This is a genomic window from Halorientalis persicus, assembly GCF_900110215.1.
Lineage (GTDB): Archaea > Halobacteriota > Halobacteria > Halobacteriales > Haloarculaceae > Halorientalis > Halorientalis persica.
The window spans coordinates 42,640-60,370 of sequence record NZ_FOCX01000019.1 but is presented as its reverse complement, the minus strand read 5'-3'; the positions used below and the strand labels follow the sequence as shown (position 1 = coordinate 60,370).

Annotated in this window: 16 protein-coding genes; 12 read left to right on the top strand and 4 right to left on the bottom strand. The window is 65.5% G+C overall.

Going from position 1 to position 17,731, the window contains the following annotated elements:
• Positions 1-58: 58 nt before the first annotated feature.
• The 4 genes from BMX17_RS17455 to BMX17_RS17440 all read left to right on the top strand — a co-directional run bounded on the left by BMX17_RS17455 (position 59) and on the right by BMX17_RS17440 (position 3,491).
• On the top strand, positions 59-1,918 hold the full coding sequence (locus tag BMX17_RS17455; protein WP_092662442.1) for a hypothetical protein: 1,860 nt from the start codon (positions 59-61) through the stop codon (positions 1,916-1,918).
• 1 nt (position 1,919) lies between these two features.
• The gene (locus BMX17_RS17450) at positions 1,920-2,132 is read left to right on the top strand and encodes a hypothetical protein (RefSeq protein WP_244515043.1); all 213 of its coding nucleotides are present in this window, start codon (positions 1,920-1,922) and stop codon (positions 2,130-2,132) included.
• 209 nt (positions 2,133-2,341) lie between these two features.
• A complete protein-coding gene (locus tag BMX17_RS17445; RefSeq protein WP_092662440.1) occupies positions 2,342-3,178 on the top strand; it encodes a beta-keto acid cleavage family enzyme in 837 nt (278 codons plus the stop codon).
• Positions 3,179-3,278: 100 nt separating this feature from the next.
• On the top strand, positions 3,279-3,491 hold the full coding sequence (locus tag BMX17_RS17440; RefSeq protein WP_092662438.1) for a hypothetical protein: 213 nt from the start codon (positions 3,279-3,281) through the stop codon (positions 3,489-3,491).
• A 140-nt stretch (positions 3,492-3,631) separates the two neighbouring features.
• On the opposite strand, the gene BMX17_RS17435 is transcribed toward BMX17_RS17440, so the two are convergent.
• Positions 3,632-4,855, bottom strand: a complete 1,224-nt coding sequence (locus BMX17_RS17435) for an orc1/cdc6 family replication initiation protein (protein WP_092662436.1) — start codon at positions 4,853-4,855, stop codon at positions 3,632-3,634.
• 544 nt (positions 4,856-5,399) lie between these two features.
• Between BMX17_RS17435 and aglF the strand changes: the two genes are divergently transcribed.
• Both aglF and BMX17_RS17425 read left to right on the top strand, forming a co-directional pair.
• Entirely contained in the window at positions 5,400-6,131 is a 732-nt protein-coding gene (gene aglF, locus BMX17_RS17430; protein ID WP_092662434.1) for a UTP--glucose-1-phosphate uridylyltransferase AglF, read from the top strand.
• Positions 6,132-6,138: 7 nt separating this feature from the next.
• Positions 6,139-7,317, top strand: coding sequence for a GNAT family N-acetyltransferase (locus tag BMX17_RS17425; protein ID WP_092662432.1), 1,179 nt, complete (start codon positions 6,139-6,141; stop codon positions 7,315-7,317).
• 21 nt (positions 7,318-7,338) lie between these two features.
• Here BMX17_RS17425 and BMX17_RS17420 read toward each other — a convergent pair whose 3' ends face one another.
• Positions 7,339-8,310, bottom strand: a complete 972-nt coding sequence (locus tag BMX17_RS17420) for a polysaccharide deacetylase family protein (RefSeq protein ID WP_092662430.1) — start codon at positions 8,308-8,310, stop codon at positions 7,339-7,341.
• Between the two features lie 367 nt (positions 8,311-8,677).
• Between BMX17_RS17420 and BMX17_RS17415 the strand changes: the two genes are divergently transcribed.
• Complete coding sequence (locus tag BMX17_RS17415; RefSeq protein WP_280141411.1) at positions 8,678-9,202, top strand: acyltransferase; 525 nt, start codon at positions 8,678-8,680, stop codon at positions 9,200-9,202.
• Between the two features lie 25 nt (positions 9,203-9,227).
• On the opposite strand, the gene BMX17_RS17410 is transcribed toward BMX17_RS17415, so the two are convergent.
• Positions 9,228-10,331, bottom strand: a complete 1,104-nt coding sequence (locus tag BMX17_RS17410) for a Gfo/Idh/MocA family protein (RefSeq protein ID WP_092662426.1) — start codon at positions 10,329-10,331, stop codon at positions 9,228-9,230.
• A 93-nt stretch (positions 10,332-10,424) separates the two neighbouring features.
• On the bottom strand, positions 10,425-11,531 hold the full coding sequence (locus BMX17_RS17405) for a DUF354 domain-containing protein (RefSeq protein WP_092662424.1): 1,107 nt from the start codon (positions 11,529-11,531) through the stop codon (positions 10,425-10,427).
• A gap of 309 nt (positions 11,532-11,840) precedes the next feature.
• Between BMX17_RS17405 and BMX17_RS17400 the strand changes: the two genes are divergently transcribed.
• The 5 genes from BMX17_RS17400 (at position 11,841) to BMX17_RS17380 (ending at position 17,726) form a co-directional block, all read left to right on the top strand.
• Positions 11,841-12,698 carry a polysaccharide deacetylase family protein gene (locus BMX17_RS17400; protein ID WP_092662422.1) on the top strand — a complete coding sequence of 286 codons (858 nt, stop codon included), beginning with the start codon at positions 11,841-11,843 and terminating at the stop codon, positions 12,696-12,698.
• Positions 12,695-13,612, top strand: coding sequence for a polysaccharide deacetylase family protein (locus BMX17_RS17395; protein ID WP_092662420.1), 918 nt, complete (start codon positions 12,695-12,697; stop codon positions 13,610-13,612). Before BMX17_RS17400 ends, BMX17_RS17395 begins: the two co-directional genes overlap by 4 nt.
• A 95-nt stretch (positions 13,613-13,707) precedes the next feature.
• Positions 13,708-14,718 carry a lipid II:glycine glycyltransferase FemX gene (locus BMX17_RS17390; RefSeq protein ID WP_092662418.1) on the top strand — a complete coding sequence of 337 codons (1,011 nt, stop codon included), beginning with the start codon at positions 13,708-13,710 and terminating at the stop codon, positions 14,716-14,718.
• Between the two features lie 59 nt (positions 14,719-14,777).
• Entirely contained in the window at positions 14,778-15,722 is a 945-nt protein-coding gene (locus BMX17_RS17385) for a glycosyltransferase (protein ID WP_092662488.1), read from the top strand.
• A gap of 189 nt (positions 15,723-15,911) precedes the next feature.
• A complete protein-coding gene (locus BMX17_RS17380) occupies positions 15,912-17,726 on the top strand; it encodes a hypothetical protein (protein WP_092662416.1) in 1,815 nt (604 codons plus the stop codon).
• Positions 17,727-17,731 lie beyond the last annotated feature (5 nt).

The window sequence follows — 17,731 nt, the reverse complement described above, 5'->3', positions numbered from 1 at the left end:
ACGTTGTGGCCCTGTACTGGTCAGAACCACTATATGTTTACTGTCTGCCTACCCGGACATGGCACGTCGCCAGGACGACAGTGATTGTCGGAAGGAACGGCTTATCGAGAGACGGTCGCTGCTGAAGGCTGTCGGTGGGACGACCGCGGCCCTCGGTGCGTCGAGTTTCCTCGGCGCAGTCGGGGCTCAGGAGAGCGGCCAGGGGAACGGTGGCGGAACCAGTGTCGACTTCACGAACACCACCGTCGACCTGGCACAGAAAGGACTCGGCAACGGCGATCTGATCGATCCCTACCTCGACGAACACCTCCAGTCGGGCACACTGGTCAAGATCCCGGCCGGCGAATACGAGTTCGAGGGCGAGGGCATCGCCGGCGACTACGAGAACGCCGCAGTCGTCGGCTCTACGGACGGCGTCGTCTTCAGCCGCCCGGCCCCCGAGGAACTCGTCCGCCCCGACATCTTCGCCGAAAGCGGGACGGTGCGGATCGAGAACATCACGGTCAAAGGCAAGAAGGGGGCAGAGCAGTCCCGCTGGCGCGTCGGTGCGGCCGAGGGCGCGCGGATGGAGTGTGTCAACTTCAACCAGCCCGACGGGACCGTCGACGGGTCGGACTCGACGGGCCTGTTCGCCGGCGACGACCACGCGGGCACGCTGTGGATCCGTAACTGCTACTTCTCGATGTTCGGGAACGTGGCCTGCTACGTCTCGGACCCCTACAAGGGCGGCAACGGCCCAGTCGTCGTCGAGAACTGCGACTTCGTCAACACTGGGATGTCCGCGCTTCGCTTCGCCTCCGACGGCAGTGTCTGCCGAAACTGTTATTTCGAGGCCACCGAGAAGGCCCCGGCCGGCAACACCGGCTGGAACCAGCGCGGCATCAAGATCGACGACCCCGGCGAGGCCGTTATCGAGGACTGTGACTTCAACTGGTCGGACACCGGCGCGATGGCGATCAAGTTCGACGAGGACGGCGAAGGCGGTGAGGGCGTCGTGCGGAACGTTCGGGTCTACAACGACGGCGGCACCACCTTCGTCTCCGGCTGGGACACCGACGGCAACTGGACCGGCGAGCAGATCCACCTCACCGGCGACGCCGATCACAGCGCACCGAGTCACTTCGAGACCGTCACCGGGAGCAACGCCGAGCGCCCGAACACGGAGTACTCGATCTGGAAGCCACTCGGGGACGACGTCGAACCCAGCGGTCCCGGCGCGGGTGCCGGCTCCGCGTCCGAGGACGGGGGAAGCGAGGACGGCGAGGACAGCGAGAGCGACGGCGAGCAGGCGGACCTCGAACACCACATCCGCCTGCGGGCGAGCGAAGACAACCCCGACAGGAACTGTAACGCCCGGTTCACCACCTCGGGACCGATCCAGTACGCCGAGGAAGCAGAACCCAACACCGACGAGATCACCGAGAACGAGAACGGCACCTACACCGCGACGAGCATCGAGATGAACCCCGCCGCGGTGGACACCTACACCTTCGACGGCGAGATCAAGAGTTACGAAGTCACCAGCGGGTACGACGTCTCCGTCGAACTCGACGGCGAGGAGACGACCTTCGCCGAGATCGTCGGCGACGACGAATCCGGCAACGACGAATCCGGCAACGACGAGAGCGGTTCCGACGGCGATAGCGAGGAACCCCCGCACAGAATCATCGTAATCGACGGGACCGGAGACACTCAGAGCGTCGCCAAGTACGAGTTCAATGTGACGGGCAGTGTCGAACGTGACGCCGGCCGTTCTGAGTCCAGTTCGGGCCTCCCCTGGGACAAGATGACCGATTACGTCAGCGAGGGACGTGTCGTCGGTGTCGTCGGGAACGGCAAAGACGCCTTCCGGTTCACCGGCGATCTCGAAGGGGTCACTGTCGACGGGAACGCCGGCGTGACGATTCTGGAGGTCTGAAATGAGCGAATCTGACACAGTCGACTGGCGCTCCATGCCCGCCGATCCCGACCCGGACGACCTGGGGTACGACCCGCTCGAACTCGACATCACCGAGTCCTCGGCGGACGGGGGCCACTACGTCATCCTCCCTCACGACGAGGAGTTCCTCCGAGACGACGCCTTCATCGTCGCCGAGGAAGACGCCGTCGTCTCGCTCGACGACCGGATCTGACGCCCGGGTTCGGTCCCGCTGACGTTCGGTTGTTTCCTCTTTCTGGGGCAGTGTTTGACGTGTCGTCGCTCACGCGCCCGGTAAGCGTGCAAAAACAAAGTAGATACGAGGGTGACTGAGCCGACAGCCGGGCAGTCGGGCGACACGGCGTCTCCCGGCGGGTTCCGTCGGCACACCGCCCCGGCGGCGCTCACCCGGAGTCGACAACTATGAGCTACGACCACTACATCGATCAGCGAAAACTGATACTGACCGTGGCGACGACGGGCGGCGTGCACGGCAAAGACGCGAATCCCAACCTCCCGGAACAGCCCGCGGAGATCGCACGCCAGGTCAGGGAGTGTGAGAAGCTGGGTGCGGCCATCGTCCACGTCCACGGTCGCGACGAACACGGCGAGAACGACCCCGAACGGCTCCAGGCCGTCAACGACGCCATCCGCGACCGCTGTGACGACATCATCATCCAGAACACTACCGGCGGCCAGAGCCCCTACGAGAACCGTGTCGCGGGTATTCGAACTGATCCGCCGCCGGAGATGGCCTCCCTCGATATGGGCCCGTTCAATCGCGGCCAGCACATCATCACCGAACACACCCGCAACAACATCGAATCGCTGGCCCGCGAGATGCACGAGAAAGGCGTCAAGCCCGAACTGGAAGTCTTCAACAACGGCCACCTCAACGAGACCTACCGGCTCATCGAGAAGGACATCCTCGATCCACCCTACTACATCAACGTCATCCTCGGGCCGGGAACGTTCACCATGCCGCGACCGAAGAACCTCCTCAATATGGTCGAGAACCTCCCCGCCGAGAGCCACTTCAACGTCCTCGCGACCGGCCCTCACCAGCTGCCGCTGACGACGATGGGCGCGCTCCTGGGCGGCCACGTCCGCGTCGGCATGGAGGACAACCTCTACTTCGAGCGCGGCGAACCGGCCCAGAGCAACGCCCAGCTCGTCGAGCGATCCACCGAGATCATCGACCGCCTCGACCGGGACCTCGCGACGCCCGACGAGGCCCGCGAGATGCTCGGGATGGAGTGATTTGGAGGGTGGTTCGGGCGTTCCGGCGACACGCCGGTAGCGGCGTGTTACCGCGTCAAAGACCTACATAACATTGTATCGGTCCACGACAGACCAATCCATGACGTGTCCGTATCTGGAGTACCGCCGCTCGGACGGCGACACGGAGTTCGACCACGAACGACCCTACTGCGGCGTCACCGAGGAGTTCGTCTCCCCGATGAAAGCCGACATCTGTAACGACCGCTTCGAGTTCGACCACGAGTGTGACTGTGAGCTGTACAAGGAACACGTCGAAGAAGTCGTCGGGGAAGCGCCAGCCGACGACGATTGAGAAAATTACGATACCCACACCGGATTTCGAGTTAAATATCCAATCTGAGGGGCTAAACAGTCCGGTTAGATCGAAATCCAGTGCTCCGAAAACCCTGCTGTATCAACTGAGGTTGGATTACTAACAGGTACCCGGGCCGTTCAGCTTCGCGAATGCATTCTGGACACCGTTTCTGCATCCCACATCAATCGGTGTTCCTTGTACGATCCCGTGCCTTTCCCCCCGTGATTGGACCGGTTTTCAGTCACTTCCAGAAATGCCAACTCCTTGAGTAGCTGCCGTACACGGTCTTTCGTGAGCGTGTCCACGCCTTCTTTTCGACAAACCCGCTCGTACGCGTCGATAATTTGTGTCGTCCGGAACCACTGTCGTTCCTCGTTCTGTTTCGTGAGTGCAGCCAACCCGTTGAGGACGTGTCTAGAGTGACTCGGCAACCCAGAAACCAAGTCACGGAGACGCTCAGCCTCAGCGGACGCCCGAACTTCAAGGAGATGCTCTTCACGGACCGTATCTGCGCCGTTGTTTTTCGCGTAGTCGCCTGCGTATCGCAACAATCGCATCGCCTTCCGTGCATCGCCGTGCTCTTTGGCTCCGAGTGCCGCTGCTCTTGGGATCACTCCATCCTCTAGTGTTCCATTTTTGAATGCGTCAGTTCTGTTTGCCAATATTTCACGGAGTTGTGTAGCATCGTACGGGTCAAAGACGTATTCAGTATGCCCGAACGAACTTTTCGTCCGCTCGCTCATCTGCTCCCGGTAATTTATTTTGTTCGATATGGCGATTACACCGATAGGTGTACTAACAGATCCGGATTCGGCCGCTCGCGATAGAATCATGAGTATATCATCATTCTTGAGACGATCGATCTCGTCAAGAATGAAGACTGCAGCATCGTATTGTTCGTCCAGAACAGTCCATAACCGATTGAAATACTCGTTTTCGGAGATTCCACGCTCCGGGAAAGTTACGGAACTATCGGCAGGAGTGATTTGCTCACCCAGTTGTTGTAACGTGTCCGAATTCCCTTTCGCCTGGGAGCAGTTCGCATAGCCGGTTGCCAATGCGTTGCCTCGACGCGTCGCTTCCCGTTCACTCCGCTGTACTACATGCTTAGCGACGAGCGATTTACCCGATCCAGTCTTGCCATAGATCATCACGGAATTCGGGGGTGCACCGGATACAGCTGGTCCGATCTCACCCGCTATCATCCGAATTTGTTCATCGCGACCCACGATCCGGTCCTCTGTCGGCAAGTGGTCGATGGTCACGAGCTCCCGACGCTCGAAGATTCGATCCCCTCCGGAGGGCTCTACGGATTCGAAGAGTGGATCCGGTTCACGGTCGAAACCGTCGTCAGCGGGCATGGGGTTAGTTGCACCCGCCCTTCTTAAGTATATTTGGACTGGATTTCGAGTTATATCCGACGTTTCGTGTGGTTCAGTCTTCCGAATGTGAAATTAGAAGCGTGTGCCCGCCTCTACTCACACACACCTAGTTTCGAGTTAAGGAGTGATCAGTCGAGACGTAGTTATGTCCAGCAGAGGGACACCGTGTTTCGAGTTATAGCCAGTAGATGGATGTACGCTCTGGCAGCTCTGCTATATCTATCAATATATCTGTGATTACATTCTCTATCGTTCTACCTAGACTAGATGTATCCGTACCTAGTTAGAGAGTGGACACCTAGTTTCGAGTTAAAAATTGCCTCTTCCTTCGAGAACCCACATTTCAGTCACTCTCCTCTGAAGCAACCACCCTCGTATTCGCTATAACTCGAAACTAGGTGTGTGTCTCCCCTCACGGAATGATAGCTGCTCTATCGAAATTCAATAGACAAGACGCGAGTATACGTCCCGTATCCAGCATAACGCGCCCATACTTTTTTCGGAACACGGTGACGCCCGTCACATGAAAGCCGTCGTACTCGCGGCCGGGGAAGGCACGCGGCTCCGCCCGTTGACCGAGGACAAACCCAAGGGCATGGTCGAGATCGACGGGCGGCCGATCCTGACTCACTGTTTCGAGCGCCTGGTCGAGCTGGACGCCGACGAACTGCTCGTGGTCGTGGGCTACCGGAAAGAGGACATCATCAGCTACTACGGCGACGAGTTCCGGGGCGTCCCGATCACGTACGCCCACCAGCGCCGCCAGCAGGGGCTGGCCCACGCCCTCCTCACGGTCGAGGAGGAGATCGACGACGACTTCATGCTGATGATGGGCGACAACGTCTTCGAGGCCAACCTCCGGGACGCCGTCCGCCGCCAGCAGGAAGACCGCGCCGACGCCGCCTTCCTGGTCGAGGAAGTGCCCCACGAAGAGGCCAGCCGGTACGGCGTCTGTGACACCAACGACTACGGCGAGATCGTCGAGGTCGTCGAGAAACCCGACGCGCCCCCGTCGAACCTCGTGATGACGGGCTTCTACACGTTCACGCCTGCCATCTTCCACGCCTGCCACCTCGTCCAGCCCTCGGATCGCAGCGAGTTCGAGATCACCGACGCGGTGAACCTCCTGCTCCAGAGCGGCCGGACCATCGACGCCATCCCGCTGGAGGGGTGGCGGCTGGACATCGGCTACCCCGAGGACCGCGACGAGGCCGAACAGCGCCTCCGAGCCGAGCAGCCCGAAATCAGTCAGTGACCGACGCATGAGCCAGCAACTCGACCCCGCGGAGGCCGCGACCGACCCCGACCCGACTATCGAACACGAGGCGGAGGGCGAGACCTACCGTATCCGCCGGATCGAGCCCGAGGACGTGACCGACTACCTCGAACTCCACCGCGACACGGAACTCGAACTCGGCGGGAGCCGCGAGTGGTTCGCCTGGAAGTTCGAGCGTCAGCCGTATCTCGTCCACACGCCGGTGTTCGTGGCCGACCAGGAGGACGAGGTGGTCGGGGCGCGTCCCTTCGTCCCCTTCCGGCTCCGGGTTGGCCCCCGGACGATGGTCGGCTTGCAGACCGCGGATACCGTGGTCCACCCCGACCATCGCGGACGTGGCCTGCTCTCGCGGATGAACGACCTCGCCTTCGCCTACTACCGGCAACGCGAACCCGGGTTACTGTTCGCGATCCCCAACGCCCGCTCGCGGCCGGCCTACCTGGACGTGGGTGCCCGGATCGTCGGCCCGATCCGGACGTGGCTCCGCATCGAACGCCCATCCACGTATCTCGACGAGAAACTCGGCGATTGGCCCTCCGAGCGCGCCGCCACCGCGATCGACGGCCTCAGCGACGGCTACCACCGGCTCCGGGATCGCCGCCGAAACGGCCACGACCACGCCGACATCGAGGTCGAGCGTCACGCCGCCGTCCCGAGCGAGACGCTGGCCGACATCGCCGCCCTCCCCCAGCCCGACGTGCTTCACGTCCGCCGTGACCGGGCGTTCTACGACTGGCGCTTCGAGAATCCCAACTGGGCGTACGACAGCTACGTCGCACGCCGGGACGGCGATCCCGTGGCCGGCCTCGTCGCGGGCACCCGTCAGTTCGAGGGGCGAACCGAAACCCGGATCGCCGACGTGGTGCCGCTGGCCGGCGAGACCCGCCTGCCCGCGATCTCGGCGCTGTTCGAGCGACTGCTCCGGACCCAGCCCGAGACCGACGTGTTCGCGGTCGCCGGGTCGGGGCTCCCGGCCTCGCTGTTGCGCTCCTTCGGCTTCCGGCCCGACGACGGGCCGGCACTGTCGCCGCTCGCGAACTCGACGGTCCTCATCACGATGCCACTCACGGCCGACGATACGCCCAATTCCTGGACCGTCGAGGGCCGGGACCTCGCCGACCCGGACAGCTGGGACCTGCCGTTCTGTGAACACAACACGGGTTGAGTCTCCTCGATCCCGATCCAACTACTCCGGTGCCGATCCGTCGGTCGCGACGGCTTTCGCCACCGTCTCACCACCTTCTCGGGCCGTGGCCGCGACCGCCCCCATCGTTCGGACGCGCAGATCGGTCCGAGCACGGACCCGGGCGAGGTGTTCGAGGATCGCCTCCATGCGCACCACGTCCCGGGGCGTGACGAGATTGTTCGGGTGGAGCCACATATGGAACACCCCGTCGCTCGCGGCAGCCTCGTCGATGCCGCGTCTGGCCAGTATCGCGACCGGGTCGCCGACAAACGGTTCGGCGACCGACCGGGCCAGCCCCTCGACGGAAAACAGGAACAGCGAGGCCGGCAGATCGACGAGCCCGAGCGAGTCCTGTCGTGGCTCGACCAGCGGTGGGCTCGCGCTCCCGACTGCGGCCCGCACGAGCCGCCCAGCACCGCCGTAGCCGTCCGTCGGCCGGTCGGTCGGTGCCGTCCCGCGGTAGCAGGTGATGCCGTGATCGGCCAGCGCCTGCAGGTTGCCGACCTTGTTCCGCGGGAAGACGAACGACCGCGGTTGCCGGTCGAGACCCCACTCACGAGCCGCCTCGACGGCCGCCGCCAGCTCCGCGTCGGCCAGCCGCGCGGTCGTTCCGCCCGCCCCCAGCTCGACGTGTGAGAACGTGTGCAGCCCGATCTCGTGATCGACCTCGGCCCCGTCGATGCGCTCGATCAGTCCGTCGGCGAACCGTCGCGACGAGGACATCCGGTCGGTTCCGCGCTCGTGTTCGAACCAGCCCGGCGGCGCGGGGTGGTCCTCGTGTCGACCGTCACACGCCTCCAGGAACAGGTGGCCGACCACGGCCCACGTCGCCGGGACGCGGTACTCCTCACAGAGGTCGAGCAGGGTTCGCCACCCGCGCCGTGCGTTCGCGAGGCGGTCGCGAGGCGGTTCCGCGAAGTCGTGAAACCCCCATCCGAGTTCGGCGTCGACGGAGAGGACGACGGTCCCCATTGTCCGCCCAGCTACCGTAGCCGGCCACTTCGTTACGATCAGGGAAATCGTGATACGCCGAAGATACCGTTTACCTCCCGGCTGTGTTCGGGCGATAGCACGGCTCGCGGTGAAACGCGTGTATCGCGGTCGGTCAGCCGATGCAACGCTGGCGGTCGTGGGCGGACCCGAGAGCCGTGTCGCCACGACATACCGGGAACCCGGACAGGAGCGCCATAACAAAGCCGTTACTCGTGGTAAGCCACGACTCACCGGGGGCGTGCCGAGACGGTGACGGCACCGTCGCGGGAACGAGCGTCCCCGGGGGGAAAACGTGACCGAGACACGGATCGGCCAGCACTGTGAGATCGCATCGTCGGTCGAGTTCCTGTCGCCGGGTGCGGACGAGCGCGCACCACGGGTCGGCGACGGCGCGACCATCAGGTCGGGCACCATCGTCTATCCCGACGTGTGGATCGGTCGGAACTTCACGACCGGCCACAACGCCATCGTGCGGGAGGACACGACCGTGGGCGACGACGTGGTTCTCGGGACCAACGCCGTCCTCGACGGGACCTGCACCGTCGGCGACGCCGTGAGTATGCAGACCGGGGTCTACGTGCCCCCCGAGACGACGGTCGGCGACGGCGTCTTCCTCGGCCCACACGCCGTGCTGACCAACGATCCTTACCCCCTCAGGACGGACGTGGGGCTGACCGGTCCGACGATCTCGGCACACGCCTCGGTCGGCGCGAACGCCACGATCCTGCCAGGTGTGACCGTCGGCGAGCGGGCCTTCGTCGCCGCTGGCGCGGTCGTCACCGAGGACGTGCCGCCGGAGACACTCGCGGCGGGCGTGCCCGCCGAACACCACCCACTACCCGAGACATTGGAGGGCGAAAACGAGCGCTGAGGAGTCACGAGAGAGTCAGTACGGATCAGTTCGAGACCGACACGTCCTGGGTGGCCTCCGTCCGGTCGGCCGCGGCGTCGCGGATGGCCTCCATCAGCCGGATGGTCCAGCCGGCCTCCGCCAGCGGGACGGGGGGCTCGCGGTCGCCGGTGAGCGCCAGCGCTTCGGCCTCGAACTGGTAGGCGTGGGCGTCGAGTTCCGTCTTCGTCTCCCAGTCGTCGTTGCGCCGGCGTGCGATCACACGCCTGAGATTCGCCGCGTTCCCACGCAGACGAGCGACTGCGCGGTCGACGTTGCTTCGCGCACGGGCGATAGGGGAAGCCTGATAGTCCCGATCCAGCCGGACCAGCGTCTGTGAGATCAGGTCGGCGATCAACACGCCGTCCTCGCCGTGGACGGTCACGCTCTTGTCGGGGACACGACCGGGCGTCAACGTCGCACTGCAGAGCAGGTCCTCCCGACTGCAGTACTGAAGCTTCGCCCCGTCGTAGGTGAACGGCCGCTCGTACTCGCCGCGGCAGTGCGTGACGACTTGCACGTCGCCCTCCGCACGGGGATACCCGCCCACGCGGAGCAACAGGTACAGCGGGTGTGGCAGCCCCTCCTCGAACTCGCCGCCGGGGAGGTCGAAGGCCCACTCGCCCCGGCGCACGTCGTCGGGGTAGGTTTGCCCGGTGTACCGCACGTCGACGGCCCGGACCTCGCCCACCGCGTCCTGCTGGAGCGCCGTCGTCAACTCTCGCATCGCCGGGTCGAAGACGTGGTTGTGGACCGCCGAGACGTGCACGCCGTGGTCACGCGCGGTCTCGGCGAGTTGCTCGTACTCCGCGGCAGTCTCCGTGATCGGTTTCTGGATCAACACCGGAATCCCGGCCGCGATGGCGCTCGTCGCCAGGTCCAGGTGCGTCCCGACCGGCGTACAGAGATGGACCCAGTCGAGATCGGCTTCGGCGAACATCGTCTCGGGGTCGGTGTAGCCGGTGATGCCGTACTCGGCGGCGACCGCCCGGACGCGGTCGCTGTCGATGTCACAGAACGCGGCGAGCGTCGTCAACGGGAGTGATTCGAGCCCGTCGAGGTGGTTGTCAGAAACCGTCCCGCCGCCGACGACGGCTGTGCGTAACGACATGGGCTTTGCTCGGGTGCCGGGCACTCATTGTTATTCCCGGCCAACGGCCGATAAGCAGTCTCAACCGATGGTGATAGTCGCTGGATCGGCCGCTCAGCTCGACGGGGCGGTCAGCCGCCGATCCTCGCGGTCCCGCCCCGCCGCGTCGGGATCGAGGATCAGATCTCGCAGATAGGCACCCACGTCGGGTTTGTCGGCGATCAACTCGCGACGGCGGCGTTGCCAGTCGGCCTCGTCGCCCTCGGCGACCAGTTCGCGGGCCTTCGCCAGCGCCCGCTTTTCGTCGCGGAACGAGTAGAGCAGGCCCCGCCGCTCTAGATCCTCGAAATTGTGCATCTCGTGGGTACCGACCTTCGAGTTGACCCGGATCACCGGCGTCCCCAGCAGTGCGGCTTCCGTCGCCATCGTCTGGGAGTCACCGGCGTAGAGGTCCGCGAAGTAGAGCAGGTCGTGGATCAGGTGTGGCGGCACCGTCAGTTCGTACTCGGCGAACTCGGCGGGCAGGTCGGCCTCGCTCGTGATATACACCGTCCCGTATTCCGAGAGGGCATCGACCAGTTCGCGCTTGCCCGCGGCGGACCAGCCGCCACCGCCCACGTCGTGGTAGGCGTCCCACGCCGCAAAGCGGAGGACGAAGTACGGGTCGTCGGTCGCGACGCCGTGTGTCTCCAGGCGCTCGCGGTCCGGTTCGAACCGGTCGGGGTGGAGGTAGGTCAGTTCCTGGAACCCGAGCGTGTGGTTCTGCCCGCCGGTCAGGCTCGTCTCGAACCCCGCCGGCGCACAGAGATCGTCGACGAACGGGAGCATCAGTCCGCGATAACACGCGCGCAGGAGCCGGGAGGGGATCACGGTGTCCCGCAACATTACACTCCGGGCACCGAGCAGATTCGCGACGTAGATTGCGGGCGGATTCGGCCGCGCGACTACGACATCGGGATCGAACGACCGGGCGATGCGGTAGAGCCGGATACCCTTGACGCCCATCTCGGCAGCCGTCGCGAACAGGCCGCCGCCCTCGGTCGAGAGACACTCGTGTGGGATGTCGTACGCGTCCAGCAGTTCCGTCGTGATCTCCTTGTCACGTGAAGTGACCAGCGTCTCGTGGCCCCGTCCCGCCAGGTCGCGAACGAGCGGCCGAAACAGGTGCACCTGTGCGGGGTGGTTGATGTCGAATAGCACCCGTCGTCGGTCCCCGGTCATGGGGCAACCGACCGTTTCACTCGCCTAAGTTATCGTGGGATTAGGACCCACCCCGAGCGTGACGACCGGCGTCGACGGCCCCCCGTCGGGTCCCGGATCAGGACGCGAGCGACGGTGTCGACGCCCGCTCGAAGTGACCTCTCGCCCATCGGATCGTTTCACCGGACACCACGCTCCTACCGCCGGACAGGTCGGGCATAACTAAGCCGCCAGCGTGGGCAGCGGGTGACGAACGACGGACCGCGGCCGACGGTGGCGACCTGCACCCGCCGTCGCCGTCCGGTCAGCCCACAACGGAGGCCCATCTAGATGTCCCGATACGTTGATTTCACCTATCCGATGTACGGCCGACTCCTCGACGCGGGACTGGCGGCCGGCTACGAGTTCCTCCCGGTCCGGGAGTACCTCACCCGTCGCGCCGACGCGACCGGGACCGAATCGCCCCCCGAGCGACCCAGTGATAAAACGTCGGATCCAACGCCCGACGGCGGAACGGGACTCCCCGAGCGGCTCGCCGTCCTGCGCCACGACATGGATCGGAAGCCGCGCAACGCCCTCGCGATGGCGCGGATCGAGGCCGAACGCGGCGTGGAGAGCACCTACTACGTCAGGACCATCGACAAGACCTTCCGCCCGACCCTGATCGAACGCATCGCCGCGCTCGGCCACGAAATCGGCTATCACTACGAGGACCTCGACCGGGCCGACGGCGACCCCCGGGCCGCACTCGCCTCCTTCGAGCGCGAACTCGGCCGGCTCCGGGGGCTCGTCGACGTGGAGACCGTCTGTATGCACGGCAATCCCCTCTCGCCCCACGACAATCGCGACCTCTGGGAGCACGCCGACCCCGCGGACTACGATCTACTGGGCGAGGCCTACCTCTCGTTGGACTTCACCGACGTAACCTACTTCTCCGATACTGGCCGCACCTGGCGGGACGGCGACCTCAAGGTCAAAGATCACACGATGGGCGAAGGTGACAAACGGGTGCAGGTCGACACGACGCCGGAACTAGCCGGGCTCCTGTTGTCGGGGGGTGTCGACCGCGTCTGTCTGCTCTCCCATCCAAACCGCTGGGCCGGGAGCCGCCCCGAATGGCTCGTCGAAGGGGCCAAGGACGCGGCAATCAACGCCGTCAAACGCGGGCTCACACTGGTCTCTTCATGAGCTGGCTGGACGGGACCGTCGCCGACGACGCCGCGTTCGCGCTCTGTCTCTCCCACGACGTAGACCGCCCGTACAAGACCTACCAGTCGCTGTACTACGCGCTCACGGATCGGGACCCGCGGCACCTGCTCGACCTCCTGCCGGATCGGAACCCCTACTGGACCTTCGAGCGCGTGATGGACATCGAATCGAACCACGGCGTCCGGTCGAGCTGGTACTTCCTCGACGAACAGTCGCTGTTCGGCGACCGCCCGACCGCGGACCTGGCCGACCCGTCGGCCTGGCGGCTCTACGCCGGCCGCTACTCGCTGTCGGACGAGGCCGTCCGCGACGTGATCCGAAAACTCGACCGCGACGGCTGGGAGGTCGGCCTCCACGGCTCCTTCGAGTCCTACCGGGACACGGCGATGCTCGCCACCGAGAAGTCCCGCATCGAGGAGATCCTGGGCCACGGCATCCTCGGCGGCCGCCAACACTACCTGAATTGCGAGCGCCCCGACACCTGGATCCGCCAGCGCGCCGTCGGGTTGCGTTACGACGCGACACCCGGCTCTCGGGACGCGTACGGCTTCCGGGACCGGTACGAACCGTTCCGCCCGTTCGACGACGCCTTCGTCGTCTTCCCCGTGACCGTCATGGAACAGACCCTCCCCGATCCCGAGACCGAGTGGGACCGCGCCTGGAACGTCTGTGAATCGCTCCTGGGCGAGGCCCGCGAGAACGAGGCGGCGATGTCGGTCCTGTGGCACCCGCGGTACTTCAGCGACGACTACGCGGGCTACGAGCGGCTCTACCGCCGGCTGATCGAGCGAGCGCTCGACATGGGTGCCTGGATCGGGCCGCTGGGCGACCTCTACGCGAGCATGGATCACCCGACTGCGGTCGATCCGCAGTCGACGCCACAGCGACAGTGATGGGTTCGCGGGACGAGCGGTGACAGCCACCACGTGGGTCCGGTAGGCCCACGATAACAAAGGTGTGACTGAGCGTTTCGTCGGCAGATTCAGCGATGCGAGTCGAACCCATCGAGATCGACGAGTGGGAGTCGGTCCTCCCCGACGCGGGCTTCGAGGTCTTCCACGCGCCGGCGGCGCTCGAAGTGCTCGGCGAACACGTGGACGGCGACCTCCGACTGTTCGCGGGGTACAAGGGCGATCAACCGGTCGGGTTGATGCCGGTCGTGGTCGCCGAGCGGCTGTTCAGCACGCTCGTGTTCTCGCCGCCCCCCGGCATGAGCGTTTCCCGGCTCGGCCCCGTCCTGATGCCCCAGAGCCCGAAACGCCGCAAACAGGAGAAGGTGAACCGGCGGTTCACCGAGGCGGTCCTCGAGGAGATCGAGAGCGACTCCCCGCTGGAACTGTTCCGGATGATCTGTAACACGACTTACGCGGACCCCCGGCCGTTCCGGTGGCAGGACTTCGATCTCGGGACGCAGTTCACCTACCAGCTCGACCTGGCGGGACGGGACCCCGAGTCCGTCCGGAAGGACTTCAGCAAGAGTCTGCGGCGAGACGTGCGGGACGCCGAGGATCTGGACGTGACCGTCGAACGGGGCGACCGCAACGACGCCCGCGCCATCTACGAGCAGACCCGCGCCCGCTACGAGGAACAGGGCCGGAACTATCCCCTCTCGTGGGCCTACGTCTCGGATCTGGTGGCCTCGCTTCTGGAGACCGGCCGCGCCCGGATCTACGTCGCCCGAGACGCGTCCGGGCAGTTCCTCACCGGGATCACCGTCCTCTACTCCAACGACGCCGCCTACTTCTGGCAGGGCGGCACCCGCACCGTCCACGATGGCGTCGGCCTCAACAGCCTGCTCCACTGGCGCATCATCGAGGACATCATCGACGATCCGCCCCGTGAGTCGGTGACGACCTACGACCTGATGGGGGCCAACACCGAACGACTCTGCCAGTACAAGAGCAAGTTCGGCGCGGAACTGGTGCCGTACTACGTCGTCGAATCGGGCGGCCGAACGATGGCGCTGGCGAAAAAGACCTACCAGGCCCTAGTTCGGTGACGCTCAGTAGCCGCCACCGGGACGACACCCGGACCGACACCGGCGCGCGCCCGCTCGACGTGCTGAACTTCGTCACCAACCAGGAGGCGCAGTTCTACGAGCGCCAGTTGCGCACGATCGCGTCCTTCGGCATCGCCTCGACGACCGTGTCCGTGCCCGGCAAGAGCCACAGCGCGTCGGTCGAGGCCGGGACGACGGGGCAACGCTCCCTGTTCGATTACGCGCGTTTCGGGACCCGGGCGCTCCGGCACTCGCTTGGCGACTACGATCTCTTGCACGCCAACTACGGGCTGACCGCGCCGCCCGCGGTCGTCCAGCCGCGACTGCCGGTCGTCCTCTCGCTGTGGGGCTCGGACCTGCTCGGCGAGTACGGCTGGGTGACCAGACGGCTCGTCCCCCACGTCGACGCGGTGATCGTCATGTCCGACCGGATGGCCGCCGAACTCGACCGGGACTGCCACGTCATCCCCCACGGCGTCGACCTGGACACGTTCGTCCCGCGGCCACAGGCCGACGCCCGCGCCGAACTCGGCTGGAACGACTCGGCGCGACACGTCCTGTTCCCCTACCCGCCCAAACGGGAGGTCAAGGACTTCCCCCGCGCCGAGCGGGTGGTCGAGCGCGCTCGCGAGCGCCTCGACGAGTCGGTCACGCTCCAGACGATCTCGGACGTGCCCCACTCGAAGATGCCGACCTACATGAACGCGGCCGACGTGTTGTTGTTGACTTCGAAACGGGAAGGCTCGCCCAACACCGTCAAGGAAGCGATGGCCTGTAACACGCCGGTCGTGGCTACGGCGGTCGGCGACGTGCCCGAACGACTCGACGGCGTGACACCGTCGGGTGTCGGCCGAACCGATCCCGAACTGATCGACGGTCTCGTCGAGGTCCTGCGCGCCGGCGGGCCCTCGAACGGTCGTGACCACGCCCGCGACCTCAGCCTCGAACGGATGGGCCAGCGCATCCGGGCCGTCTACGACGAGGTACTGGACGACCGAGCGTGAGCGTGAGTCTCGGGCGATCGGCTGGCCCCGTAGCGAGTGCCGAACGTCGTGGTCGAGCCCGCAAAGCGCCCCATTACAACGCCCCGCGAGGGGTTCGGCCCACCCGACCGACGCTACGACTCGACATGACTGTATGGACACACCCAACGCCGCACGAACGCCCAAGCATCGACGGGACAGGGGTGACGGATGGGGACTGAGCCCGTGCGGTCGGCGCGGCTGTCGCTCGCACTCGGCTATCTCGCCTTCGCGACGGCGACCGTCGCCGCCTGGCTCGACCCCGGTCGCCGCTACGAACTCGACGTGTACGCCGCGACCCCGGTCGCCTTCTGGGCCGGCCTCGGGCTGGCCGTGGTCCTCGCGCTGTTCGTCGCGTACAACCCCGCGGTGACCCGCGGCGTCCGCCGGGGGGCGCTCCTCCTGCTGGCCGCGAGCGTCCTCGCCGTCGCGGCCCTGCCACTCCTCCGCAACTACTACTTCTGGGGTCCCGGTGACTCGCTGTCCCACCTCGGATTCGCCCGCCTGCTGGCCGAGAACCGGCTCAGCCCCGTCGGCTTTCTCTACCCCGGCATCCACTCGGTGTCAGTGTTCGTCTCCCGCGTGCTGGGCGTCGATCTCACGCGGGCGATGCTGTACGTGGTCGTCGTCTTCACCGCCCTCTTTCTCGCGTTCGTTCCCCTCTGTGTTCGCGAGGTCGCCGACTCGCGGTGGGCGCTCGTGACCGGCACCGTCGCGGGCGCGCTCTTGCTCCCGATCAACAACGTCAGCGTCTTTCTCGAACCGTACCCGACGAGTCAGGCGATCTTCTTCGTCCCCTTCGTCCTCTACCTGGCCTTCAGATACCTCGATCTGCCGGATTCGGGCTTCCCGCGGGCGGCGAGCGGACTGGGCGTCCTGTTGGCACTCGCGTCGGCCACGGTCGTCCTCTTACACCCCCAGCAGGCCGGCAGCGTCCTGCTTCTGTTCGGGGCTATCGTCGCCGTCCAGTGGCTGTTCCGCCGCTGGGGCCGCGACCACCCGATCAGCCGACAGCGCCCGTTCTACGCGCCCTTCGCCGTCGCGACGGCGGCCTTTCTCCTGTGGACCCCGCGGTTCGAACGGTTCCACGGTGCGATGGGGGGCCTGATCCAGGGATTGCTGGGTGCCGAACCGCCCGGCGACGAGGTGACTCGACGAGCCAGTTCGCTGGAGATCCTCGGGGGGAGCGTCCCCGAACTGTTCCTCAAGCTCTTCGGCGTGAGCCTGTTGCTCTCGGCCGTGGCTGGATTCGTCGTCCTGGCCGGCTGGCTGGGTCGCATGGACGACCCCGCCCGCCGGGGGACTCGCCTGCGGTATCTGGCGGTCGGACTCGCCCTGCTCTCGGGCACCTTCCTCGTCTTCTTCGCGGGGAGCGTCTCCGTCCTGCCCTTCCGGTATCTCGGCGCGGCGATGGTCGTCGTCACCGTGCTCGCCGCGGTCGGCCTCGTCGACGGCGTTCCAGTTTCGGCCCCCTGGCCCTCCTGGCGGACGATGCGCTTTTTCGCCGTCGTCGCCTTCACGGCGCTGCTGGCCGCACAGGTCGCCCACGTCCACAGTTCGCCGTACATCTTCCAGCCGTCCAACCAGGTCACGCTGACGAGTATGGAGGGCTACGAGAACTCCTTCGAGCACCGCGATCCCAGCGTCGAGTACGCGGGTGTCAGGGGCGGTCCGCGCCGCTACGTCGACGCCGTCTTCGGCACCACGTTCACCGACCGGACCCCGGACGGCAGGCTGTTCGAGGGCAAAGAGGAGGGGATTCCCGACCGGGTGTTCGGGACGAACGTCTCGACGCACTACGACAGCGACCGGTACGTCCCGATCACCGACCGGGACCTCGCACAGGAGGTCAGGCTCTACCAGGGGTTCCGGTACCCCCTCTCGGGCTTTCGCGACCTGCGAACGACGCCCGGCATCCACCGCGTCCGATCGAACGGTGACTTCCGACTCTACTACGTCGACCAGCGCAACGGTTCGGTTTCCTGACCACA

Coding starts and splice junctions, on each gene's coding strand:
- BMX17_RS17435 (WP_092662436.1), bottom strand. CDS start 4,855: ATGCCCGCTGACGACGGTTTCGACCGTGAACCGGATCCACTCTTCGAA.
- BMX17_RS17450 (WP_244515043.1), top strand. CDS start 1,920: ATGAGCGAATCTGACACAGTCGACTGGCGCTCCATGCCCGCCGATCCC.
- BMX17_RS17440 (WP_092662438.1), top strand. CDS start 3,279: ATGACGTGTCCGTATCTGGAGTACCGCCGCTCGGACGGCGACACGGAG.
- BMX17_RS17410 (WP_092662426.1), bottom strand. CDS start 10,331: ATGTCGTTACGCACAGCCGTCGTCGGCGGCGGGACGGTTTCTGACAAC.
- BMX17_RS17390 (WP_092662418.1), top strand. CDS start 13,708: ATGCGAGTCGAACCCATCGAGATCGACGAGTGGGAGTCGGTCCTCCCC.
- BMX17_RS17455 (WP_092662442.1), top strand. CDS start 59: ATGGCACGTCGCCAGGACGACAGTGATTGTCGGAAGGAACGGCTTATC.
- BMX17_RS17400 (WP_092662422.1), top strand. CDS start 11,841: ATGTCCCGATACGTTGATTTCACCTATCCGATGTACGGCCGACTCCTC.
- aglF (WP_092662434.1), top strand. CDS start 5,400: ATGAAAGCCGTCGTACTCGCGGCCGGGGAAGGCACGCGGCTCCGCCCG.
- BMX17_RS17420 (WP_092662430.1), bottom strand. CDS start 8,310: ATGGGGACCGTCGTCCTCTCCGTCGACGCCGAACTCGGATGGGGGTTT.
- BMX17_RS17380 (WP_092662416.1), top strand. CDS start 15,912: ATGGGGACTGAGCCCGTGCGGTCGGCGCGGCTGTCGCTCGCACTCGGC.
- BMX17_RS17405 (WP_092662424.1), bottom strand. CDS start 11,531: ATGACCGGGGACCGACGACGGGTGCTATTCGACATCAACCACCCCGCA.
- BMX17_RS17425 (WP_092662432.1), top strand. CDS start 6,139: ATGAGCCAGCAACTCGACCCCGCGGAGGCCGCGACCGACCCCGACCCG.
- BMX17_RS17395 (WP_092662420.1), top strand. CDS start 12,695: ATGAGCTGGCTGGACGGGACCGTCGCCGACGACGCCGCGTTCGCGCTC.
- BMX17_RS17445 (WP_092662440.1), top strand. CDS start 2,342: ATGAGCTACGACCACTACATCGATCAGCGAAAACTGATACTGACCGTG.